21 protein-coding genes and 1 tRNA gene are annotated in these 22,257 nt (G+C 71.8%); 10 read left to right on the forward strand and 12 right to left on the reverse strand.

The features are described from left to right. Window positions 1-18: 18 nt before the first annotated feature. The 3 genes from ACIDOF_RS12165 to pdhA are packed head-to-tail and all read right to left on the reverse strand — an operon-like array spanning window position 19 to window position 3,715. On the reverse strand, window positions 19-1,575 hold the full coding sequence (locus ACIDOF_RS12165) for a dihydrolipoamide acetyltransferase family protein (protein ID WP_409005833.1): 1,557 nt from the start codon (window positions 1,573-1,575) through the stop codon (window positions 19-21). Beyond that, a complete protein-coding gene (locus ACIDOF_RS12170; protein ID WP_409005834.1) occupies window positions 1,575-2,600 on the reverse strand; it encodes an alpha-ketoacid dehydrogenase subunit beta in 1,026 nt (341 codons plus the stop codon). The genes ACIDOF_RS12165 and ACIDOF_RS12170 overlap by 1 nt, the downstream gene beginning before the upstream one ends. Further along, window positions 2,597-3,715 carry a pyruvate dehydrogenase (acetyl-transferring) E1 component subunit alpha gene (pdhA, locus tag ACIDOF_RS12175; protein ID WP_409006083.1) on the reverse strand — a complete coding sequence of 373 codons (1,119 nt, stop codon included), beginning with the start codon at window positions 3,713-3,715 and terminating at the stop codon, window positions 2,597-2,599. Before pdhA ends, ACIDOF_RS12170 begins: the two co-directional genes overlap by 4 nt. 229 nt (window positions 3,716-3,944) lie before the next feature. Here pdhA and ACIDOF_RS12180 point away from each other — a divergent pair, with 229 nt between their 5' ends. Then, window positions 3,945-4,487 carry an Lrp/AsnC family transcriptional regulator gene (locus ACIDOF_RS12180; RefSeq protein ID WP_409005835.1) on the forward strand — a complete coding sequence of 181 codons (543 nt, stop codon included), beginning with the start codon at window positions 3,945-3,947 and terminating at the stop codon, window positions 4,485-4,487. A gap of 142 nt (window positions 4,488-4,629) precedes the next feature. On the opposite strand, the gene ACIDOF_RS12185 is transcribed toward ACIDOF_RS12180, so the two are convergent. Both ACIDOF_RS12185 and ACIDOF_RS12190 read right to left on the reverse strand, forming a co-directional pair. Further along, a complete protein-coding gene (locus ACIDOF_RS12185) occupies window positions 4,630-5,220 on the reverse strand; it encodes a TetR/AcrR family transcriptional regulator (protein WP_409005836.1) in 591 nt (196 codons plus the stop codon). Further along, a complete protein-coding gene (locus ACIDOF_RS12190; protein ID WP_409005837.1) occupies window positions 5,217-6,758 on the reverse strand; it encodes a 3-hydroxyacyl-CoA dehydrogenase in 1,542 nt (513 codons plus the stop codon). Before ACIDOF_RS12190 ends, ACIDOF_RS12185 begins: the two co-directional genes overlap by 4 nt. Window positions 6,759-6,881: 123 nt before the next feature. On the opposite strand from ACIDOF_RS12190, the gene paaN reads away from it, so the two are divergent. Then, window positions 6,882-8,573, forward strand: coding sequence for a phenylacetic acid degradation protein PaaN (paaN, locus tag ACIDOF_RS12195; RefSeq protein ID WP_409005838.1), 1,692 nt, complete (start codon window positions 6,882-6,884; stop codon window positions 8,571-8,573). Between the two features lie 69 nt (window positions 8,574-8,642). Here paaN and ACIDOF_RS12200 read toward each other — a convergent pair whose 3' ends face one another. The 3 genes from ACIDOF_RS12200 to ACIDOF_RS12210 are packed head-to-tail and all read right to left on the reverse strand — an operon-like array spanning window position 8,643 to window position 11,541. Beyond that, the gene (locus tag ACIDOF_RS12200; protein WP_409005839.1) at window positions 8,643-9,428 is read right to left on the reverse strand and encodes a TrmH family RNA methyltransferase; all 786 of its coding nucleotides are present in this window, start codon (window positions 9,426-9,428) and stop codon (window positions 8,643-8,645) included. 23 nt (window positions 9,429-9,451) lie between these two features. Further along, a complete protein-coding gene (locus ACIDOF_RS12205; RefSeq protein ID WP_409005840.1) occupies window positions 9,452-10,846 on the reverse strand; it encodes an HTTM domain-containing protein in 1,395 nt (464 codons plus the stop codon). After that, window positions 10,843-11,541, reverse strand: coding sequence for a DUF5819 family protein (locus ACIDOF_RS12210; RefSeq protein WP_409005841.1), 699 nt, complete (start codon window positions 11,539-11,541; stop codon window positions 10,843-10,845). The genes ACIDOF_RS12205 and ACIDOF_RS12210 overlap by 4 nt, the downstream gene beginning before the upstream one ends. A 278-nt stretch (window positions 11,542-11,819) precedes the next feature. On the opposite strand from ACIDOF_RS12210, the gene paaA reads away from it, so the two are divergent. The 6 genes from paaA (at window position 11,820) to ACIDOF_RS12240 (ending at window position 16,867) form a co-directional block, all read left to right on the forward strand. After that, window positions 11,820-12,875 (forward strand): 1,2-phenylacetyl-CoA epoxidase subunit PaaA, encoded by a 1,056-nt coding sequence (gene paaA, locus ACIDOF_RS12215; protein WP_409005842.1) that lies wholly within the window; start codon window positions 11,820-11,822, stop codon window positions 12,873-12,875. Continuing rightward, on the forward strand, window positions 12,872-13,162 hold the full coding sequence (gene paaB, locus ACIDOF_RS12220) for a 1,2-phenylacetyl-CoA epoxidase subunit PaaB (RefSeq protein WP_409005843.1): 291 nt from the start codon (window positions 12,872-12,874) through the stop codon (window positions 13,160-13,162). Before paaA ends, paaB begins: the two co-directional genes overlap by 4 nt. A 62-nt stretch (window positions 13,163-13,224) precedes the next feature. Next, complete coding sequence (gene paaC / locus ACIDOF_RS12225; RefSeq protein ID WP_409006084.1) at window positions 13,225-13,953, forward strand: 1,2-phenylacetyl-CoA epoxidase subunit PaaC; 729 nt, start codon at window positions 13,225-13,227, stop codon at window positions 13,951-13,953. Next, window positions 13,947-14,468, forward strand: a complete 522-nt coding sequence (paaD, locus tag ACIDOF_RS12230; RefSeq protein WP_409005844.1) for a 1,2-phenylacetyl-CoA epoxidase subunit PaaD — start codon at window positions 13,947-13,949, stop codon at window positions 14,466-14,468. The genes paaC and paaD overlap by 7 nt, the downstream gene beginning before the upstream one ends. A gap of 20 nt (window positions 14,469-14,488) precedes the next feature. Further along, window positions 14,489-15,550 (forward strand): 1,2-phenylacetyl-CoA epoxidase subunit PaaE, encoded by a 1,062-nt coding sequence (gene paaE / locus ACIDOF_RS12235; protein WP_409006085.1) that lies wholly within the window; start codon window positions 14,489-14,491, stop codon window positions 15,548-15,550. Between the two features lie 177 nt (window positions 15,551-15,727). Next, window positions 15,728-16,867, forward strand: coding sequence for an acyl-CoA dehydrogenase family protein (locus tag ACIDOF_RS12240; RefSeq protein WP_409005845.1), 1,140 nt, complete (start codon window positions 15,728-15,730; stop codon window positions 16,865-16,867). Between the two features lie 149 nt (window positions 16,868-17,016). Here ACIDOF_RS12240 and ACIDOF_RS12245 read toward each other — a convergent pair whose 3' ends face one another. From ACIDOF_RS12245 to ACIDOF_RS12260, 4 genes are all read right to left on the reverse strand, one after another. Further along, window positions 17,017-17,346: a rhodanese-like domain-containing protein gene (locus tag ACIDOF_RS12245; RefSeq protein ID WP_409006086.1), complete on the reverse strand. Its 330-nt coding sequence runs from the start codon at window positions 17,344-17,346 to the stop codon at window positions 17,017-17,019. A gap of 194 nt (window positions 17,347-17,540) precedes the next feature. Then, window positions 17,541-18,353 carry a hypothetical protein gene (locus tag ACIDOF_RS12250; RefSeq protein ID WP_409005846.1) on the reverse strand — a complete coding sequence of 271 codons (813 nt, stop codon included), beginning with the start codon at window positions 18,351-18,353 and terminating at the stop codon, window positions 17,541-17,543. 55 nt (window positions 18,354-18,408) lie between these two features. Beyond that, entirely contained in the window at window positions 18,409-19,809 is a 1,401-nt protein-coding gene (locus ACIDOF_RS12255) for a DUF2252 domain-containing protein (protein ID WP_409006087.1), read from the reverse strand. Between the two features lie 284 nt (window positions 19,810-20,093). Then, a tRNA-Leu gene (locus tag ACIDOF_RS12260) sits at window positions 20,094-20,177 on the reverse strand. A gap of 702 nt (window positions 20,178-20,879) precedes the next feature. On the opposite strand from ACIDOF_RS12260, the gene ACIDOF_RS12265 reads away from it, so the two are divergent. Next, window positions 20,880-21,719 (forward strand): FhaA domain-containing protein, encoded by an 840-nt coding sequence (locus tag ACIDOF_RS12265; RefSeq protein ID WP_409005847.1) that lies wholly within the window; start codon window positions 20,880-20,882, stop codon window positions 21,717-21,719. A 10-nt stretch (window positions 21,720-21,729) separates the two neighbouring features. Continuing rightward, window positions 21,730-22,239: an FHA domain-containing protein gene (locus tag ACIDOF_RS12270; RefSeq protein ID WP_409005848.1), complete on the forward strand. Its 510-nt coding sequence runs from the start codon at window positions 21,730-21,732 to the stop codon at window positions 22,237-22,239. Window positions 22,240-22,257: the final 18 nt, after the last annotated feature.

A 22,257-nucleotide genomic window follows, 5' to 3' on the forward strand; every position in this document is an offset into this window, starting at 1 on the left:
GAGCCCGTCGCACTCGCCTCAGAGCGTCCGCAGCAGCACCGCCGGCTGTTCCACGCAGTCCGCCACGTATCTCAGGAAGCCGCCCGCCGTGCCTCCGTCGCAGACCCGGTGGTCGAAGGTGAGGGAGAGCTGGACCACCTGACGCACCGCCAACTCGCCCTGGTGAACCCAGGGTTTGGGCGTGATGCGGCCGACCCCGAGCATCGCGGCCTCGGGGTGGTTGATGATCGGCGTCGAGCCGTCCACGCCGAAGACGCCGTAGTTGTTCAGCGTGAACGTGCCGCCGGTCAGGTCGGCCGGGGTCAGCGAACCCGTGCGCGCCGACTCCGTGAGCCGACCGAACTCGGCGCTCAGCGACTCCGCGTCCCGCCGGTGCGCGTTCCGCACCACCGGCACGACCAGGCCGCGCTCGGTCTGCGCCGCGAAGCCGAGGTGCACCTCGTCCAGGCGGACGATCTCGCGGGCCTCGGTGTCGACCGTCGCGTTCAGCTCCGGGTACCGGGCGAGGGCCGCCGTGCAGATACGGGCGAGCAGCGCGATCAGGGAGACCTTGTCCCCGGCCGCCGCGCTGTTCATCGCCTTGCGGGCGTTCATCAGCTCCGTGGCGTCGGCGTCCACCCAGCAGGTCGCGTCGGGGATCTCGCGGCGGCTGCGGGACAGCTTGTCCGCGACGGCTCCCCGCACCCCGCGCAGCGGCGTACGCGTCTGGCCCACGGCCGCGCGCTCCGCCTCCGCGCGTGCGGTCTCCTGCTGCGCGGCGCGCTCGGCCGCCCGCACCGCGTACTCCACGTCGGCGCGCAGGATCAGGCCGTCCGCGCCCGAGCCGGTCAACTCCCTTAGGTCCAGGCCGTGTTCCTTCGCCAGTCGGCGTACGAGCGGGGAGATCACCGGAATTGGCCCCTCCGCGTCCCGCGCTCCCTGGGTGTCCCGTACGGGCGGAGAGGGCGGAGAGGGCTGAGCGGGAGGAGCGGGCTGCGGGGTCCGCGCGGTGGCCGGGGCCGGGGACGGGGCCGGGGCGGTCTCCTCGGCGGGGGCCGCCTTTGCCGCCGACGGCGCCTGCGGCGCCTGCGGCGCCTCCCCCACCCTCGCGGCCGTTCCTGCCTGACCTGCCCGGCCTGCCTGCCCCGCCTGGCCCACGCCCGGCGGCCGGACCCTGCGGCGGCGGGCCGGGGCCGCGCCCGTGCCGTACCCGACCAGGACGTTCCCCGACGACTCCGCCGCGCCCTCGCCCTCGGCGGACTTGGCCGCGCGCTCGCCGCTCTCCGTACGGGCGGGCGACGCACCGCCACCGGCGCCGTTCAGGCCGGCCGACGGGACGTCATCGGCGCCCGCGCCGACCGCGACCGTCAACAGCGGTGCCCCTACGGGGAGTTCCGTGCCCTCCTCGCCGAATCTGGCGGTGACCACGCCCGCGTACGGGCACGGCACCTCGACCATCGCCTTGGCCGTCTCGACCTCGACCACCGGCTGGTCCACCGCGACCACGTCGCCCACGGACACCATCCAGCGGACGATCTCGGCTTCCGTGAGTCCCTCGCCCAGGTCGGGCAGAGCGAACTCGAAGACCTGCGCCATCAGCTGTCCCCCTCCCACTGCAGCCTCGCCACCGCGTCCAGGATCCTGTCCACGCCCGGCAGATGATGCCGCTCCAGCATCGGCGGCGGATACGGGATGTCGAAGCCCGCCACCCTCAGCACGGGCGCCTCCAGATAGTGGAAGCAGCGCTCCGTGACCCGCGCGGCGATCTCCGAGCCCGGGCCGCCGAACCCGTTCGACTCGTGCACGACGACCGCGCGGCCGGTCCTGCGCACCGAGTCGCAGACCGTCGCGTCGTCGAAGGGCACCAGCGAGCGCAGGTCCACGACTTCGAGCTCCCATCCCTCCTCACGCGCGGCCTCCGCGGCCTCCATGCAGACCGGCACGGACGGGCCGTACGTGATGAGCGTCGCGCTGCGGCCGGTGCGCCGCACCACCGCCCGGCCTATCGGTTCAACGGTCGCCGGAGCGTCGGGGTTCCAGGAGTCCTTCGACCAGTAGAGCCGCTTGGGCTCCAGGAACACCACCGGGTCGTCGGAGGCGATCGAGGCGCGCAACAGCCCGTACGCGTCGGCGACCGTGGCCGGCGTGACGACGTGCAGGCCCGGCGTCGCCATGTAGTACGCCTCGGAGGAATCGCTGTGGTGCTCGACGCCGCCGATGCCGCCGCCGTACGGCACCCGGATGGTGATGGGCAGCGGCATCGCGCCCTTCGTACGGTTCCGCATCCGCGCCACGTGCGAGATCAGCTGCTCGAACGCCGGGTACGCGAACGCGTCGAACTGCATCTCCACGACCGGCCGCAGACCGTACATCGCCATGCCGACGGCCGTGCCCAGAATGCCCGCCTCCGCGAGCGGGGTGTCCGTGCAGCGGTCCTCGCCGAACTCCTTCGTGAGGCCGTCGGTGATGCGGAAGACGCCGCCGAGCGTGCCGACGTCCTCACCCATCACGTGCACGGTCGGGTCCGCGGCCAGGGAGTCCCGCAGCGCGCGCTGCAGGGCCTGCGCCATGGAGGCCGGTTTCACCGCCGTCGTGCTCGGCTTGTCCGCCACGGTGGTCATCGCTCGGCCTCCGCTTCCAGCTCGGCGCGCAACTGGGCCGCCTGCTCGCGCAGTTGGCTCGTCTGCTCCGCGTACACGTGCGTGAACAGGTCCATCGGGTCCAGGACGGGGTCCTGGTTCATCCGCTCCCGCAGGTCCGCGGCGAGCGCCTCCGCGGCGTCCTTGGCGCCCTGCACCCGGGCCTCGTCGAGGAGGCCGCGGTCGGTCAACTCCCCCTCTATGAGCGCGATCGGGTCGTGCGCGCGCCAGGCCTCCACTTCCGCGTCCCCTCGGTAGCGCGTCGCGTCGTCGGCGTTCGTGTGCGCCTCGATGCGGTACGTCACGGCCTCCACCAGCGTGGGGCCGCCGCCCGCACGCGCGCGGTGGACGGCGTCGGTCAGCACCTCGTGGACCGCCGCCGCGTCGTTGCCGTCGACCAGGCGGCCCGGCATCCCGTACCCGACGGCCTTGTGGGCGAGGGACGGGGCCGCGGTCTGCTTGGCGAGCGGCACGGAGATGGCGAAGCCGTTGTTCTGCACGAGGAAGACGACCGGCGCCTTCCACACCGCGGCGAAGTTCAGCGCCTCGTGGAAGTCGCCCTCGCTGGTGCCGCCGTCGCCCACCATCGCAAGCGCCACCACGTCGTCGCCCTTGAGGCGCGCGGCGTGCGCGAGGCCCACGGCGTGCGGGAGTTGGGTGGCGAGCGGGGTGCACAGGGGCGCGATGCGGTGCTCGTGCGGGTCGTACCCCGTGTGCCAGTCGCCGCGCAGCAGCGACAGGGCCTGCACGGGGTCGAGGCCGCGGGCGACCGCTGCGAGCGTGTCGCGGTAGCTGGGGAAGAGCCAGTCCCGCTCTTCGAGGGCGAGCGCCGCGGCGACCTCGCAGGCCTCCTGCCCGGTGCTCGACGGGTAGACCGCGAGCCGGCCCTGGCGTGTGAGCGCCGTCGCCTGCGCGTTGTATCTGCGGCCGCGCACCAGCTGCTCGTACAGCTCGAGCAGCAGCGCCGGGTCCGCCTTGGCCGCGGCCTCCGTGCCGAGGACGCGGTACGGCCTGGCATCGGGCAGCAGTGGGGCGGGGTCGGTACGGGGTGTCCAGGCGGGCGGCGGGCTGGGTCGGTAGGACCCCCGCTGCTCCATGACCGGGCTCTGGTTCTTCACCGCGTGCACCTCCTCGAATGTCCTGAATTCTGGGTGTTGATCAGGGGTCGGGCAGATGTCGAGAGAGACGCGGCTGTGCGTTGCGCCTCACCTACCGATTGTTCGGTCGTCGGCGCATTTTGGCTACAGGCACCTCCAGCCTGTGGACAAACGGTTCTCCACAGCCTGGGATAGATGCAGTACGTCCATGGTAGAGAGGCGGGGGGACATGGCACCTGAACGAATGGCCGATCAGGGGTCCGACGAGCCGGTCGAGCCGACCGCCGAGCCGTCGGCGGCGCCGCCGACCGCCCCGCTGCCGCCGCCGCGCCCCCTGGACGCCATCGATCGGGACATCCTGCGCATGCTGCAGACGGACGGTCGCGCCTCGATACGCTCCGTGGCCGAACACGTCCATGTGTCCCGTGCCAACGCGTACGCGCGCATCAACCGGCTGATCGAGGACGGCGTGATCCGGGGCTTCGGGGCGCGCGTCAATCACGAACGCGCCGGGCAGGGCGCGTCCGCGTACATCACGTTGAAGATCGTGCAGAACTCGTGGCGCACGGTCCGCGAACAGCTGAAGGAACTGCCCGGCGCGGCGCACATGGCCCTGGTGAGCGGCGACTTCGACGTCCTGCTCCTGGTGCACACCCCGGACAACCGAACCCTCCGCGAACTCGTCCTGACCCGCCTCCAGTCCATCCCGGAGGTCCTGAGCACGCGCACGCTGCTGGTGTTCGAGGAGACGGATCTGGATCCGGAGGTGTAGGGCGCGGCGGCGCAGGCCTGCGGCCGCAGGCCGTTGGGCCCCGGCTGGTTCCAGGGGCGAAGGGGCACAGCCCAGCCGGGCTCGGGGGCCGCAGCCCAGTCGGCTCGGAGGGCGCAGCCCAGCCGGCTCGGGAGCCCCGCGCTCACTCCTCCGTGCGCAGCCCCGCGAACGCGAGATGCACGACGGCCTCGGCGATCTGCTCGTCGTCCATGCCCCGGCCGCCCGGGCGGTACCACTCGACGATCGAGTTGATCATGCCGAACAGCAGCCGTGTCGCCAGCCTGACCTCGACGTCCGCCCGCAGGTCCCCGTCCGCGACGGCCGCCTTGAACAGATCGGCCACCTGGTGGTCGAACTCCCGGCGCCGCTCCATCGCCCACTGCTCGGTCGCCGTGTTCCCCCGCACCCGCAACAGCAGCGTCACGTACGGGAGTTCGGCGGTGAGGACCCGGACCATGCGCCGGGTCACGTACTCCAGCCGGTCCACGGCACGCCCCACGCGCGCGTGCTCCTCGTCGAGGATCCCGAAGAGCCCGTCGAGGGCGCGGCTCACCGCGCGGCGCAGCAACTCCTCCTTGCCCGCCACATGGTGGTAGATCGAGGACTTGGAGATCCCCGCCGCCTTGGACAGGTGCTCCATCGACGTGCCGTCGTAGCCACGCTCGTTGAAAACCCGCACAGCGACGGCGAGAAGCGTCTCCGGGGTGTACGTGTCACGTCTGGCGGTGGTCATGAGCGGACCGTCTCTTCCTGGGCGTGGACGCGGCGGCGCAGCCCGATCGAGGGGGCGTAGCGGCCGGTCGGCTGCTGGTCGTGCATGCGGGTCAGCAGGTCGTGCAGGCGCCGGAGGCCGACGCTCTCGCCCCAACCGAGCGGCCCCTCGGGGTAGTTGACGCCGAGCCGCATGGCCGTGTCGATGTCGTCCGCGCCGGCGACGCCGCGGTCCAGGGCGTCGAGGGCGATGTCGAAGAGCATGGCGACCGTACGGGCCACGATCAGTCCGGGCACGTCCGCGACCACGACGACCTGCTTGCCGAGCGCCTGGAACAGCCCGGTGGCCTCCCGCAGCGCCGCGTCGGACGCCGTCACGGAGGGAGCCACGGCTATCAGCGAGGTGGCCTCGTAGTCACGGGCCAGGTCGAACTGCACCGCGTCGCCCAGGCTGCTCGCCATGACCCCCTCGGCCGCCGAGAACAGGCGCGCCCCGCAGGGGAGCCGGATGTGAGCGCTTTCCGCGGCACAGCTCTCCGAGGCCTCGCCCTCCGAGGCCTCCCTGTGCGCGGCGATCCCTGCGCCCTTGAGGAGCCCGAGCAGGGGTTCGGCGGGCCCGAGGTCCCCGTGGACGGTCACCTCCGCAGGAGCGGAAACCGGCTCCTGAAGTGCCGGTTCCGGCCGCTCGGCGCCGTCCGCGTACGCGTACCAGCCGTGCCCGGACTTGCGGCCGAGGCGGCCGGACTCGACCAGGCGGCGCTGCGCCAGGGAGGGCGTGAACTTCGGGTCCTGGAAGAAGGACTCCCACACGGAGCGCGTCACGGCCTCGTTGACGTCCTGGCCGATCAGGTCGGTCAGCTCGAACGGCCCCATCCGGAACCCGCCGCACTCCCGCAGGACGGCGTCCACGGTGGCGGGGTCCGCGACACGCTCCTCGTACACCCGCAGCGCCTCCGCGTAGAACGGGCGGGCGACGCGGTTGACGATGAAACCGGGGGTGTCGGCGCACCGCACCGGGCTCTTCCCCCAGGCCTTCGCCGTGTCGTACGCGCGCGTGGCGGCGGATTCCTCGGTGGCGAAGCCGCTGACGACCTCGACCAGCGGCAGCAGCGGCGCGGGGTTGAAGAAGTGCAGGCCGACGAACCTGCCGGGGTGCTCCAGGCCGCCCGCGATGGCGGTGACGGACAGCGAGGAGGTATTCGTGGCGAGCAGGCAGTCCGCGTCGACGATCGCCTCCAGCTCGCGGAACAGCGCCTGCTTCACGTCGAGTTGCTCCAGGACGGCCTCTACGACGAGTCCGCAGTCGGCGAGCTCCGCGAGCGTCCCGGCCGGCTTCAGGCGGGCCTGCGCGGCGCGGCGGTCGTCGTCGGAGAGCCGGCCCTTCTCGACGAGCCGGTCCAGGCGCCCGGCGATGGCGGCGGCGGCCTGCTCGGCGCGTCCCGGCGCGGCGTCGTGCAGGAGCACGGGGTGTCCGGCGACCAGCGCGACCTGGGCGATGCCCTGGCCCATGGTGCCGGTGCCGACGACGGCCACCGGGCGTGTGCGGTCGAGTCCTGTCATGCTCGCGATCCTCCCGCATGGGTTTTCCACAGGTCCGGCCGACCCCTCTTGTCCCGACCGATCGTTCGGTTACTCTAACTCTGTCCTCCTGTTCCAGCCCAGCTCGACGAGGAGTTGTCCCTCATGGCCGCCGCAGTAACCGCGCAACAGCTCATCGAGAAGCACCGGCCCACCCTCGACCAGGCCCTGGAAACCATCCGCACGCGTGCGTACTGGTCACCCCACCCCGAGCACCCCAAGGCCTACGGGGAGAACGGCTCGCTGGACGCGGCCGCGGGCAAGGCGGCCTTCGACGCGGTCCTGGGCACCCGGCTCGACCTCGGCCAGCCCGGCACGGACGGCTGGGCGGGCGGCGAAGTCTCGCCCTACGGCGTGGAGTTGGGCGTGGAGTATCCGCACGCCGACCCCGCTGTGCTGCTGCCCGCGATGCGCGCGGCGATGCCCGCCTGGCGGGACGCGGGGCCGGAGACGCGCGCGGTGGTCTGCCTGGAGATCCTGGCCCGCATCAGCGCGCGGACGCACGAGTTTGCGCACGCGGTCATGCACACCAGCGGCCAGGCCTTCATGATGGCGTTCCAGGCCGGCGGCCCGCACGCGCAGGACCGCGGCCTGGAGGCGGTGGCGTATGCGTACGCGGAACAGATCCGCACCCCCGGCGCCGCGGACTGGAGCAAGCCGCAGGGCAAGCGGGACCCGCTGAACCTGCGCAAGCAGTTCACGCCGGTGCCGCGCGGCATCGCCCTCCTGGTGGGCTGCAACACCTTCCCGACGTGGAACGGATACCCGGGCCTGTTCGCGTCCCTCGCCACCGGAAACCCGGTCCTGGTCAAGCCGCACCCGCGCGCGGTGCTGCCGCTCGCCCTGACCGTGCAGCTGGCCCGTGAGGTGCTCGCGGAGGCGGGCTTCGACCCGAACCTGGTGGCGCTCGCCGCCGAGCTGCCCGGCGAGGGCCTCGCCAAGACCCTGGCCGTGCGCCCCGAGATCCGCATCATCGACTACACCGGATCGACTGCCTTCGGCGACTGGCTGGAGACCAACGCCCGCCAGGCGCAGGTCTACACGGAGAAGGCCGGCGTCAACACGGTCGTCATCGAGTCCACCGACGACTACAAGGGAATGCTGTCGAACCTGGCGTTCTCCCTGTCGCTGTACAGCGGCCAGATGTGCACGACCCCGCAGAACCTCCTCATCCCCCGCGACGGCATCTCCACGGACCAGGGCCCGAAAGCGTACGACGAGGTGGTGTCCGACCTCGCGGGCGCGGTCGACGGCCTCCTCGGGGACGACGCGCGGGCGAACGCGCTGCTCGGCGCCCTCGTCAACCCGGACGTGAAGGCCCGCCTGGACGCGGCCGCCGGGCACGGTGAAGTGGCCCTCGCCAGCCGGGAGATCAGCAACCCGGAGTTCCCCGGCGCGGTGGTGCGCAGCCCGCTGATGGTCAAGCTGGACGGCACGAAGCCGGACGCGGAGTCCGTGTTCCTCGACGAGTGCTTCGGCCCGGTCTCCTTCGCGGTGGCCGTCGAATCGGCCGCCGACGCGGTGGAGCTGCTGCGGCGCACGGTGCGGGACAAGGGCGCGATGACGGTCGGCGCGTACTCCACGTCGCAGGAGTTCGAGCACCTGGTGGAGGAGGTCTGCCTGGAGGAGTGCGCCCAGCTCTCCCTCAACCTCACCGGCGGGGTGTACGTCAACCAGACGGCGGCCTTCTCCGACTTCCACGGCTCGGGCGGCAACCCGGCGGCCAACGCGGCGCTGTGCGACAGCGCGTTCGTCGCGAACCGCTTCCGCGTGGTGGAGGTCCGACGGGAGTCGTGAGCGGGGCGGCGGTCGCCTCCCGGGCGTCGGCTGGGGCGCGGTGCGGGTTCGCCCCCGTACCGCCTCCGGCTACTCGGCGTCGACCGGCGCGGGCGTGGGTCGGCCGGAGCTCGTCGACCAGTGGAAGAGCGTCATGCCGACGCTGGTGGCCAGGTTGTAGCTCGACACCTGGGGTCGCATCGGCAGGGCGATCAACTCGTCGGCGCGCTCCCTGAGTTCGGCCGAGAGGCCCGAGCGCTCCGAGCCGAAGGCCAGCAGCGCGTCGTCGGGCAGGGTGACGGACCGGATGTCGTCGCCCTCGGGGTCGAGCGCGTACAGCGGCCCGGCGGGCAGTTCGTCGACCTGGAGCCGTTCGACGGCCGTCGCGTAGTGCAGCCCGGCCGCGCCCCGTACGACGGTCGGGTGCCAGGGGTCGAGAGAGCCGGTGGTGATCACGCCGGTCGCGCCGAAGCCCGCGGCCAGGCGGATCACGGCGCCCGCGTTGCCCAGGTTGCGCGGGTTGTCGAGGATCACGGCGGGCGCCGGGCGCCGCTGCTGCGCGAGCACCGCGAGCTGGCCCTCCCGGTCGGGGCGCACAGCGAGCGCGGCGACGCCCGTGGGGTGCGCCCTCGGCACCAGCCCCCGCAGGGCGTCGGCGGGGACCTCCACGGCGAGTTCGGCGATGCGGTCGCGGACGTCGGGGGCCAGCTCGTCGGCGAGCGCGAGAGCCTCGTCCCTGTCACTGGTGAGCACGGCCGGGACGGTCGCGCCGAACCGCAGGGCGTGCTTGAGCGCATGGAATCCGTCGAGCAGGACCGCCGTCTCGCTCAGCACCCGCCAACGGCGCACAGCCCCGTCCACATCCACCGCACTCATGCCGTGCAGCCTACGTGGGCTGGTCAGGGGCGCGGCGACGCCTCGGGCGTCCCGGCGGACGGCGGCTCCGCGTCCGGCGGCCCGGCCTGCAGCACGCCCGCTCCGTACGGCGGCTCGGCGTCAGGCCCCGTACCGGACGCAGCACGGGACCCAGCACCGGCCACCGCCCTGGGCGCCGGACCGGCCTCCGTACCTCCGCGCTGCCCCGGGACGCCGCGCGTACGGGCCGAGAGGGCGCCACGCGCGCGTGCGGCCCGGTTTCCGATCCGGCGCAGGAACGTCGTGGGCAGGAAGACCGCGTCGGCGGCGATCATCGCGAGCGAGAAGAACGGCAGCCCGAGCAGTACGGCGATCACGGCGTGCTCGAACATCATGGCCGCCAACAGCACGTTCTTGACGCGGCGGTTGAACAGCGTGAACGGGAAGGCGACCTGCACGATCACCGTGCCGTAGGTGATCAGCATGATCGCGGTGCCGTGCGTCGACAGCAGCTGGGAGAGGGCCGGCCAGGGCGAGAAGTAGTCGAGGTGCAGCGGGTAGTAGACGGCGGTGCCGTCCTGCCAGCGGCTGCCCTGGATCTTGTACCAGCCGGCCGTCGCGTAGATCAGGCACGCCTCCGCCATGATCACGAACAGGGCGGCGTTGTGCAGGAGGTTGGCGACGACGTCGCACAGGGCGCGGAGCTGTGAGCCGGGCGCCCGGCGACCGAGCAGCCACCAGACTCCCTGCGCCAGCCAGATCGCCCAGAAGACCAGCGCCCAGCCGCCGGTGAGCAGCCCGAAAAACGTCACTACAGAGAGGGCGAGGCCCAGAATCCACCACAGCACGGGCCCGACCCGATCGAGATCAGGCTCCGCTCCGAACCGCTCCCCGGCCTCCGCCTCAGCCCCCTCCTCAGCAGGCTCGCGAAAACCGTCTCCACGCGCGCGTGCAGCCCGAGCCGCGCGCCGCGCGTCGAGCGACCACACCTGGCCGCAACGCGTCAGGACCAGGTACATCGCCATCAGATGGATCACGTTGTCGCCGCCGTCGCCGACGAACACGCTGCGGTTCAGCACCGACAGTGCGCCCACCATGAACAGCACGGACATCGTGCGCGTGCGCCAGCCCAGCATCAGCAGCACGCTGGAGAGCATCGCGAGCCCGTAGACGCACTCGAACCAGAGACGGCCGTCGCCCCACATCAGGGCGGTGAAGGCCTGGTTGTCGAGGATCAGACGGTGCGCGAGCTCCCAGCTCCAGGGGCCCTGCGGCCCGTACAGCTCATGCCTGTTGGGGAATTCGCGCAGCAGGAAGAGCAGCCAGGTCGCGGAGAAGCCGATGCGGATGACGGCCGTCTGGTACGGGCCGAGCGCACGCGAGGTGACCCGGTCGATGCCGCGGGAGAGCGCCGCCGCCGGGCGGTCGAAGCGGTTCACCGGTCACGTACCTCCAGGTCCTGGGACGTGACGTTCCACCAGGGCAGCATGCGGATCACGGGCTTGGGGTCGAGCTTCTCGCCGCTCCACGCGGGCGGCTGCACATTGGTGGTCACCGACCTGACCTGGACCCGCAGCAGCTCGTCCGTGGCCGGGGCGCGCTCGGCCCGGTCGATCCGGAGCACCGCGATCCGCCGCAGGTACTCGGCGGAGAGCTCGCCGCGCATGCCGTTCGGCCGGTTCCGGGTGTCGTGCGTGGACGTGTAGTAGTCCCAGGCGCGGCGGAGCTGGTTCTGCTCGGTGTGGCTGGGCAGCAGGTTCCCGTCTATGGCCGCGCCGTCCTGCGCGGAGAGGCCGTGCCAGTCGGTGTGCCGGATCCGGCCGTCCTCGGTACGGAACTGGGCTCTGGCCTCGACGGCGATGTTCTGCTGCAGCGGGTTGGGGGCGAACAGCTTCCAGTTCTGCTCGAACTCGGGGTAGACCCAGTCATCGACCGCCTGGCCGTGCTGCTTGGTCACCGTGTTCGCCGGGGCGACGTGCAGGAACACCATCGCGAGGTGCACGCAGGTCACGATGCCGACGGCGGCGAGCACCACGAACGCCGCGAGCTGGTACGGCGGGGACAGCGCGGCGATGCCGGTGCGGGGTCCGGGCGGCCGTGCGCCGGCGCCGCGGCCCTGCTCGTACCCGTCCATGGCGCCCGCTCCCGTCCCCGTACCGCTGATTCGGCCCCGCAGCGCCACTGATTGGTCCCCGCAGCACCGCTGATTCGTCCCGTACCGCTGATTCGCCATCGGAACGGTACTCAGCCGAGGTGCCAGCGCACAGCGGCCGTGAGGTTATCCACAGGGTTGACACCGTATGGCCGCCGGTCCCACCATTGAAATCGACGAACCGAACGATCGGTCGGTAGGTTGATCAAGGCGGAGCTCCCGGCACGAGGCCGGGACGTCGAACGAGGGGACAGGCAGGCATGGCGACGGTGACCGCGCAGGACCGGACCACGGCGTTCGACGCCGCGGTCGCCGCGGACGAACGCATCGAACCGCGGGACTGGATGCCCGACGCCTATCGGGCCACGCTCGTCCGCCAGATCGCGCAGCACGCCCACTCCGAGATCATCGGCATGCAGCCCGAGGCGAACTGGATCACGCGCGCCCCGTCCCTGCGCCGCAAGGCCATCCTGATCGCCAAGGTCCAGGACGAGGCGGGCCACGGCCTGTATCTCTACAGCGCGGCGGAAACCCTCGGCACCAGCCGGGACGAACTCCTCGACAAGCTGCACAAAGGCCGCCAGAAGTACTCGTCGATCTTCAACTACCCCACGCTGACCTGGGCCGACGTCGGCGCGATCGGCTGGCTCGTGGACGGCGCCGCGATCACCAACCAGGTCCCCCTCTGCCGCTGCTCGTACGGTCCGTACGCCCGCGCGATGGTCCGGATCTGCAAGGAGGAGTCCTTCCACCAGCGCCAGGGGTACGAATCGCTGCTCGCCCTCAGCCGGGGCACGGCGGAGCAGCACGCGATGGCGCAGGACGCGGTGGCCCGCTGGTGGTGGCCCTCGCTGATGATGTTCGGCCCGCCCGACGACGAGTCGTCCCACTCCGCGCAGTCCATGGCCTGGAAGATCAAGCGCCACTCCAACGACGAGCTGCGGCAGCGCTTCGTGGACATCTGCGTCCCCCAGGCCGAGACCCTCGGACTGACGCTCCCCGACCCGGAGCTGAAGTGGAACGAGGAGCGGGGGCACTACGACTTCGGCCCCATCGACTGGACCGAGTTCCGCGAGGTCCTCAAGGGCAACGGCCCCTGCAACGAACAGCGCATCACCCAGCGCAGGCGGGCGCACGAAGAGGGCGCCTGGGTCCGCGAAGCGGCAGCGGCCTACGCGTCGAAGCACAGCACGACGGCACAGGACAGCTCGACCCACACAGGCACGGCACAGGACAGCTCCGCGCACGCGGGGACAGCAGAAGACAGCTCCGCACACGCGGGTACGGCACAGCTCCACGGGGAGGCGACGGCATGACCGCATCGACCGACTGGCCGCTCTGGGAGGTCTTCGTACGCTCCCGCCGCGGCCTCTCCCACACGCACGCCGGCAGCCTGCACGCGCCGGACGCGGAGATGGCCCTGCGCAACGCCCGCGACCTCTACACCCGCCGCAACGAAGGCGTCTCCCTGTGGGTCGTGCCCTCGGCGGCGATCACCGCCTCGTCCCCCGACGAGAAGGACTCCTTCTTCGAGCCCGCAGGCGACAAGCCGTACCGCCACCCCACGTTCTACGAGATCCCGGAAGGAGTGAAGCACCTGTGACCGCCCCCGAAGCACCCGCGACCGCGCCCGCCGGCGCCGCCCGGGCGGACGCCCCCGAGGCCCTGGACCCGGCGGTCACCGCCGCCGCCCTGGCGCTCGGCGACGACGCGCTGGTGCTCTCCCACCGGCTGGGGGAGTGGGCCGGCCACGCGCCCGTCCTCGAAGAGGAGGTCGCCCTGGCGAACATCGCCCTCGACCTGCTCGGCCAGGCCCGCATCCTCCTCTCCCAGGTCGGCGACGAGGACGAGCTGGCCTACCTCCGCGAGGAGCGCGCCTTCCGCAACCTCCAACTCGTCGAGCAGCCCAACGGCGACTTCGCCCACACCATCGCCCGCCAGCTGTACTTCTCGACGTACCAGTCCTTCCTGTACGCGGAGTTGGCCCGCACCGACGGCCCCTTCACCGCGCTGGCCGCGAAGGCCGTCAAGGAGGTCGAGTACCACCGCGACCACGCCGAGCAGTGGACCCTCCGCCTCGGCGACGGCACGGAGGAGAGCCATGCGCGGATGCAGCGCGCGGTGGACGCCCTGTGGCGGTACACAGGCGAGATGTTCCAGCCCGTCGACGGCCTGACGGCCAGCCACGGCATCAACTGGGAGTCGCTGCAGGCCAGTTGGGACACGTCCATCGCCGAGACCTTGCGCGGCGCCACCCTGACGCTGCCGGAGACACCGCAGACCGGCGCCTGGACCGCGGGCGCCGGCCGCCAGGGGCTGCACACCGAGTCCTTCGGCCGGATGCTCGCCGAGATGCAGCACCTGCACCGCAGCCACCCGGGGGCGACATGGTGACGACCCCACTGACCCCACCGACCTCGCTCGAGTCCCGCCTCGAAGAGCGCCTCCGGGAACTTGCCGGTTCGGTCCCCGACCCCGAACTGCCCATGATCACCCTGGCGGAGCTGGGCGTGGTCCGGGACGTGCGCGTCCTCGGCCCCGGCAGCGTCGAGGTGGACCTGACGCCGACGTACACGGGCTGTCCGGCCGTGGAGACGATGACCGCGGACATAGAGAAGGTGCTGCACGAGCACGGCATGCCCGAGGTCACGGTCCGCCGCGTCCTCACCCCGGCCTGGTCCACGGACGACATCAGCGACGAGGGCCGCCGCAAGCTCGCCGAGTCCGGCATAGCCCCGCCCCGCGCGGGCGCCACCCAGGGGCCGGTCCCGCTGACCCTGGCCGTGCGCTGCCCGCACTGCGGCTCCACCGACACCGAGCTGCTCAGCCGCTTCTCCTCCACCGCCTGCAAGGCACTGCGCCGCTGCGTCGCCTGCCGTGAACCCTTCGACCACTTCAAGGAGTTGTGATGGCAGGCAAGCCGGGCACGATGGCCCGCTTCCACCCGCTCCGCGTCGCGGCCGTCGACCCGCTCACCGAGGACGCCGTGGCCCTGACCTTCGACGTACCGGCGGAGCTCCGCGCCGAGTACCGGTACGCGCCGGGCCAGCACCTCGCCCTGCGCCGCGACGTCGACGGCAAGGAGGTCCGCCGTACGTACTCCGTCTGCTCCCCCGCCCTCGACCCCGAAGGGCCGCGGCAACTGCGGGTGGGCGTGCGCATGGTGGAGGGCGGCGCGTTCTCCCCGTACGCGCACAAGGAGATCGCCGTCGGGGACGTCCTGGACGTGATGACGCCCGCCGGGCGCTTCACGCTCGAACCCCGGCCGGGGCACTACGCCGCGATCGTCGGCGGCAGCGGCATCACACCGGTCCTGTCGATCGTCGCGACGCTCCTCGCGCGCGAGCCCGAGGCCCGGTTCTGCCTGATCCGCAGCGACCGCACGGCGGCGTCGACGATGTTCCTGGAGGAGGTCGCCGACCTCAAGGACCGTTATCCGACACGGTTCCAGCTGGTCACGGTCTTCTCCCGGGAGGAACAGCAGGCCGGCGTGGTGACCGGCCGCCTCGACGAGGAACGCATCGAGCAACTCCTCCCCGCACTGCTGCCCGTCGACGAGATCGCCGGCTGGTTCCTCTGCGGCCCCTTCGGCCTCGTCCAGGGCAGCGAACGGGCCCTGCGCTCCCTCGGCGTACGAAGAGACCGCATCCACGAGGAGATCTTCCACGTCGACGACGGCACGGCGGCGTCCGCACCGAAGGCGCCGACTCCCGCGCACAGCACGGTGACCGCGACCCTGGACGGCCGCTCCGGCACCTGGCCCGTCCAGGACGGCGAGGCGCTGCTCGACACGGTGCTGCGCAACCGCTCGGACGCGCCGTATGCCTGCAAGGGCGGCGTGTGCGGCACCTGCCGGGCCTTCCTGGTCTCCGGCGAGGTCCGCATGGACCGCAACTTCGCCCTCGAACCGGAGGAGACGGAGGCGGGTTACGTGCTGGCGTGCCAGTCCCATCCGGCAACGGAGAAGGTGGAGTTGGACTTCGACCGCTGAGGGGTTTCCACTGCGAGGGAGGGTGCCGCCGGGGAGCGCCCTTCCCTTCCCTTCCCTTCCCTTCCCTTCCTCTAGAACCTGTTCTATCTTGACGACCCGTCAGATCAGGGTCCGAGTGCTGTGCGTGCGTGCGCGCCCGGGCCCGCTGGACAGGACCGAAGCCGGGGAGGACAGGCAGTGGACTTCACCTTCACCGAAGAACAACAAGCAGCCGTCGAGGCAGCCAAGGCCGTCTTCGCCACCACCGCACCGGACGCCGTACCCAGCCCCGCCCTCACCACCAAGGCCGTGGCCGACGACTTCGACCGCGCTCTGTGGAACACCCTGGCCAAGTCCGACCTGCTGAGCCTGCTCATCGCTCCGGAACACAACGGCGCGGGCCTCGACGCCATCGCCCTCTGCCTCGTACTGCGCGAGTCCGCGAAGGTCGTCGCCCGCGTACCGCTGCTCGAGAACAGCGCCGCCGCGCAGGCCGTACAGGCCCACGGCAGCCCGGAGTTGAAGCAGCGCACCCTGGCGGCGACGGGCCGCGGCGAGCTCGTCCTCACGGTCGCCGCCAACGGCCGCACGGGACACGACCCCGCCGAACTCGCCGTCACCGCACGCCAGGACCCGAACGACCACAGCTGGACCCTCGACGGCGTCCAGACCGCCGTGCCCTGGGCCCACAACGCCGACCTGATCGTGGTGCCCGCCCACACACCCGAGGGCCGCACGGTCCTCGCCGCCGTCCAGCGCACCCAGGACGGCCTGACCCTCGCCGAGCAGTACTCGACCAACGGCGAACGCCTCGGCGAACTCCACCTCGACGCCGCCCGCGTCCCCGCCACCGACGTCATCGCCGCCGAGGGCGCCTGGGACGAGCTCCGCAATCTCCTCACCACCGGCACCTGCGCGCTCGCCCTGGGCCTCGGCGAAGCCGTACTCGCCATGTCCAGCGACTACACGAGCAAGCGCGTGCAGTTCGGCCACCCCGTGGCGACCTTCCAGGCCGTGGCCGTCCAGGCAGCGGACCGCTACATCGATCTGCGCGCCATGGAAGCCACCCTCTGGCAGGCCGCCTGGCGCATCTCCACCGGGTCCGAGGGGGCGCTTCCGGCGGTCGGGGACATCGCGGTCGCGAAGATCTGGGCGTCGGACGGCGTACGACGGGTCGTGCAGACCGCCCAGCACCTGCACGGCGGCTTCGGCGCCGACACGGACTATCCGCTGCACCGCTATCACGCCTGGGCCAAACAACTGGAGCTCTCGCTCGGCTCCGCGGCGGCCCACGAGGAGACGCTGGGCGACCTGCTGGCGTCCCACAGCCTCAGCTGAGCCACGCCGACGGCACGGAGGGAGCACCTCCGTACGGCCGAACCGCGAACCCCGTACCGCGAACTCCGTACGGCGAACCCGAACCCCTCACCCCGTCCTGCGGGTCACGCCCCCCGTACCGCGTACCGCGCCCCGTACCGCGTACCGCCTCAGACGACCGCGCCCGGCTGCCCCGCATCGTTCACGACGGGGCGGCCCGCGACCGCCCACGCCTCCATGCCGCCGGCGACGTTCACCGCGTCGAGGCCCTGCTGCGCGAGGTACATCGTGACCTGCGCGGACCGGCCGCCGGACCGGCAGATCACGTTGATCCGGCCGTCCTGCGGCGCGGCCTCGGTCAACTCGCCGTACCGGGCGACGAATTCGCTCATCGGAATGTGCAGCGCACCCTCCGCGTGACCGGCCTGCCACTCGTCGTCCTCGCGGACATCGAGCAGGAAGTCGCCGTCCGCGAGCTCAGTGACATCAACCGTGGGCACAGATCCGAAAGCCATACCCCGACGCTACCGGACCAGCCACCCCCACCGAACCGACCCCTGCCACAGCAGCCGGCCCGCCGCCGTACCGGACCAGCCGCAACGGACCAGCCGTACCAGGCCCGGCCCGCGACGGTGGCCCAGCGTCACCCGCCAGGCGACCTCACCCGCCAGGCGACCTCACCCGCCGGGCGACCTCAGCCGACGAGCCGCCCCAGCTCGGCCTCCCGCTCGGCGACCTGCGCGAGCAGCTGCTCGGCGATCTCCTCGAGCAGCCGGTCGGGGTCGTCCGGCGCCATCCGCAGCATCGAGCCGATCGCGCCCTCCTCCAGCTCCCGGGCGACGAGCGTCAGCATCTCCTTGCGCTGCGCCAGCCACTCGAGCCGCGCGTACAGCTCCTCGCTCTTGCTCGGCCGGTCCTCCTCGGCCACCGGCCCGGCGGCCCACTCCGCGGACAGCTCGGTCAGCAGGGTCTCGTCGCCCCGCCCGTACGCGGCGTTGACGCGGACCATGAACTCCTCGCGCCGCTCCCGCTCCCTGTCGTCCTGCGCCAGGTCGGGGTGTGCCTTGCGGACCAGCTCGCGGTAGAGCCTGCGCGCCTCGTCGCTGGGCCGCACCCGCTCGGGGGCCCGCACCGGCATCTCGGTCAGCATCGCCGATGCCTCCGGCGACAGCCCGTCCGAGTCCATCCACTCCTGGAACAGCTCCGCCACGTCCGGCATCGGCATCACCCGGGCCCGCAGCTCCTGCGCCCGCCGCAGATCCTCGGCGTCGCCGGTACGTGCCGCCTTCGCCTCCGCGATCTGCGCGTCCAGCTCTTCGAGCCGCGCGTACATCGGGCCGAGCTTCTGGTGGTGAAGCCGCGAGAAGTTCTCCACCTCGACCCGGAACGTCTCCACCGCGATCTCGAACTCGATCAATGCCTGCTCGGCAACCCGCACCGCCTGTTCGAGCCTGGCCTCGGGCCGCTCGTCATCGGGCCGGTTCACCGCGTCCTCCGGGTTCGTCACCCGCCCAGCCTACGGGGGCTCGCGGCGGGCGCTCACGTCCGCTCCGGCGCCCGGCTCACACCCCGAGCTCGGCCTGCACCGCCCCGTCCCGTATCCCGGCGACGAGTCGTGCGTGATCGGCTTCGGTCCGGTCGGCGTAGGACACGGCGAAGCCGGCGACCGCCTCGTCCAGCTCCTCGCTCTTCCCGCAGTAGCCGGCGATGAGGCGCGGGTCGGCGCTGTGCGCGTGGGCGCGGGCGAGGAGCGCTCCGGTCATGCGGCCGTAGTCGTCGACCTGGTCGGCGGCGAGCGCGGCCGGGTCGACGCTGCCCTTCCGGTTCCTGAACTGCCGTACCTGGTACGGCCGTCCGTCGACCGTCGTCCAGCCGAGGAGTATGTCGCTGACGACCTGCATGCGCTTCTGTCCGAGGACGACGCGGCGTCCTTCGTGCGGCACGTCGGGCGCCTTGAAGCCGACGGCGGGCAGGTGCGGCAGCAGCGTCGAGGGCCGGGCTTCCTTGACCTGCAGGACGAGGGGTTCGCCGCGGTGGTCCTGGAGCAGCACGACGTACGACCTGGTGCCGACGCTTCCGGTGCCGACGACTCGGAAGGCGACGTCTTGTATCGCGTACCGGGCGAGGAGCGGGAGGCGGTCCTCGGAGAGCGTGGTCAGGTATTCGCCGAGCCCTTGGGCGACCGCGGCCGCTTCGGCGTCGGGGATGCGGCGCAGTACGGGCGGGGCGTCGACGAAGCGGCGGCTGCCGTCCGGGAGTGACCGGGTGGACTTGGCGGCGAAGCGTCCGCTGGTGTTGTTGCGGGCCTTCTCCGCTACGCGTTCGAGGGTGCCGAGCAGGTCGTGGGCGTCGGTGTGGGAGACGAGTTCTTCGTCGGCGATGGCGTTCCAGGCGTCGAGCACGGGGAGTTTGGCGAGGAGCCGCATGGTGCGTCGGTAGGCGCCGACGCAGTCGTGGGCGGCTTCCCGGCAGACGTCTTCGCTCGCGCCCGCTTCGCGTCCGGCGAGGACGAGGGAGGTGGCGAGCCGCTTGAGGTCCCATTCCCAGGGGCCGTGGACGGTTTCGTCGAAGTCGTTGAGGTCGATGACGAGTTCGCCGCGGGCGTCGCCGTAGAGGCCGAAGTTGGCGGCGTGGGCGTCTCCGCATATCTGGGCGCCGATGCCGGTGGCGGGGGTGCGGGCGAGGTCGTACGCCATGAGGCCGGCGGAGCCGCGGAGGAAGGCGAAGGGGGTGGCGGCCATCCTGCCGACGCGGATGGGCGTGAGCTCGGGGAGGCGGCCGTGGTTGGACTCCTCGACGGCGGTGACGGCGTCGGGGCGGCCTTCGGTGGGGGCGAACTGGGCGTGGGCGGAGCGCGGGACGCGGCCGCGCAGGGCTTTGCCGGTGCGCTTCGGGGATTCCTCGCCGGTCCAGCGGGCGAAGCCGGGCACGTGGGGGAGGCGTCGTGGTGCGGGGCCTGGCAGGGCCGGTCGCGTCCGGTGTTGTTCGGTGACTGTGGTGTCCAGCTCGGTCACGTAAGACCGCCTCCCCCGTGGTTGCCCGCCGTCGTCGGGCGGTTGGCATCGACGTGGGTCGACCGTACCGCCGGGGTGCGGCGACCGGCAGAGCCTGTGGATAACTCTGCGGAGGCTGGGGACCGAGCCTCACCACGACGCCGGGCCGGGTGTGAGCTTCAGCACGTTCACGGCGGGGGTCCCGGACATAGCAGAAGCCCCGCAGGTCGTTGACCTGCGGGGCTTCCGGCTTGTGCGCGAGGGGGGAGTTGAACCCCCACGCCCTTGCGGGCACTGGAACCTGAATCCAGCGCGTCTGCCTATTCCGCCACCCGCGCATTGGGTGTGTCACCTGGCTTCCGCTTGCTGCGGGCGCCTGCCGACATCCAGAAGATTAGCACGATGCCGAGGGTGGATTCACATCCCTTTCAACCGGCGGCCGCCGAGGCCCGTTCCGCACCCGCAGGCCCCGGACCTGCGCGGACCGCGCACCGGCCCCCACGTCGGCCACCCGTCGGCCGCCGAGACCCCTCCCGGTGCCCCCTGACTCCCTCCCGTACCGACAGCCCCGCAGGCCACACCCCCGACGGGCCCGCGACGCCGACGGACGCCGCCCCCTCGGCAGGCGCCCCGACCGCTCCAGGCACGGCCTGTCCGCAGTTATCCACAGGCAAAGCACCCAGATCCCCAGGTGCGGGACACTGGCTCGGGGCCGCCTCTACGATCCGGTGTGGGAGTGCGCGGGCAGGAGCAGTGAACGCCCGGGCACGAGCACAGGCAGGGCACGTGTGCTTGGACACGTGCGGCACGTGGACATGGCCATGTGGAAGCACGTGGCCGAGGACATGCGGAGCGCTCGGACCTGGGCATATGTACCTGGACATGCGGAGCACGTCGACGGGACGTGTGAACTGCGCGGACGGGGACATGTGAGAGGCGACACCCATCCGCAGGCCAGAGAAGGGGAACCAGCCGATTTCCCGGCGCGTGGATACGATCAGTAAGCAGTACCAGGATGATTACGACCGGAGGAGGTGCCCATGGGAGTCCTGAAGAAGTTCGAACAGCGACTCGAAGGTCTGGTCAACGGCACCTTCGCCAAGGTGTTCAAGTCCGAGGTCCAGCCGGTCGAGATCGCTGGTGCGCTGCAGCGTGAGTGCGACAACAACGCCACGATCTGGAATCGCGAGCGGACCGTCGTGCCCAACGACTTCATCGTGGAGCTGAGCGCTCCCGACTACGAGCGGCTGAGCCCGTACTCGGGCCAGCTCGGGGACGAGCTCTCCGGGATGGTCCGGGACTACGCGAAGCAGCAGCGGTACACCTTCATGGGACCGATCAAGGTCCACCTGGAGAAGGCCGACGATCTGGACACGGGTCTGTACCGGGTCCGGAGCCGGACCCTCGCGTCGAGTTCGTCGCACGCTCCGGCGGGCCCGTCCGGGCCTCCGGCCGGCGAGCAGCGCGGCGGTGGTTACGGCTACCCGCCCGCGGCCGCCCCGGCAGGTGCGCCGCCGATGCCTTCCGCTCCGCCGCCCGGTGCGGGCCGTGGCCCGCAGGCGCGTCCGCAGGGGCCCTCGGGTCCGCTGCCGGGTGCGCAGACTCGGCGTTGGATCGAGATCAACGGCACCCGCCACCAGATCTCGCGGCCCACGATGGTGCTCGGCCGCAGCACCGACGCTGATGTACGGATTGACGACCCCGGCGTATCGCGCCGGCACTGTGAGATCCGGACCGGAACGCCCTCGACGATCCAGGATCTCGGGTCCACCAACGGCATCGTGGTGGACGGGCAGCACACCACCCGCGCTACGCTCCGCGACGGCTCGCGGATCGTCGTGGGCAGCACCACCATCATTTACCGGCAAGCCGAAGGGTGAAGCGGGGGCAATGTCAGAGCTGACCCTGACGGTCATGCGGCTGGGTTTCCTGGCCGTCCTGTGGCTGTTCGTGATCGTGGCCGTCCAGGTCATCCGCAGCGACCTGTTCGGTACGCGTGTGACGCAGCGCGGTTCGCGCCGCGGCGGTGAGGCGCGCCCGCAGGGCCGCCAGGCGGCGCCGCCTGCGCCGCGGCAGCAGAGCGGCGGGGGGCGGCAGCGCCGTGGTGCGCCGTCGAAGCTGGTGGTGTCCGAGGGCACCCTGACGGGCACGACCGTGGCGCTGCAGGGGCAGACGATCACGCTGGGCCGTGCGCACGATTCGACGATCGTCCTGGACGACGACTACGCGTCGAGCAGGCATGCCAGGATCTACCCGGACCGCGACGGTCAGTGGATCGTGGAGGATCTCGGGTCCACGAACGGCACGTATCTCGACCGGACCCGGCTGACCACTCCGACGCCCGTGCCTCTCGGTGCGCCGATCCGCATCGGCAAGACCGTCATCGAGCTGCGGAAGTAGTGCAAGGTCATGAATAAG

Source organism: Streptomyces sp. Da 82-17 (genome assembly GCF_046098215.1).
Taxonomy (GTDB): domain Bacteria; phylum Actinomycetota; class Actinomycetes; order Streptomycetales; family Streptomycetaceae; genus Streptomyces.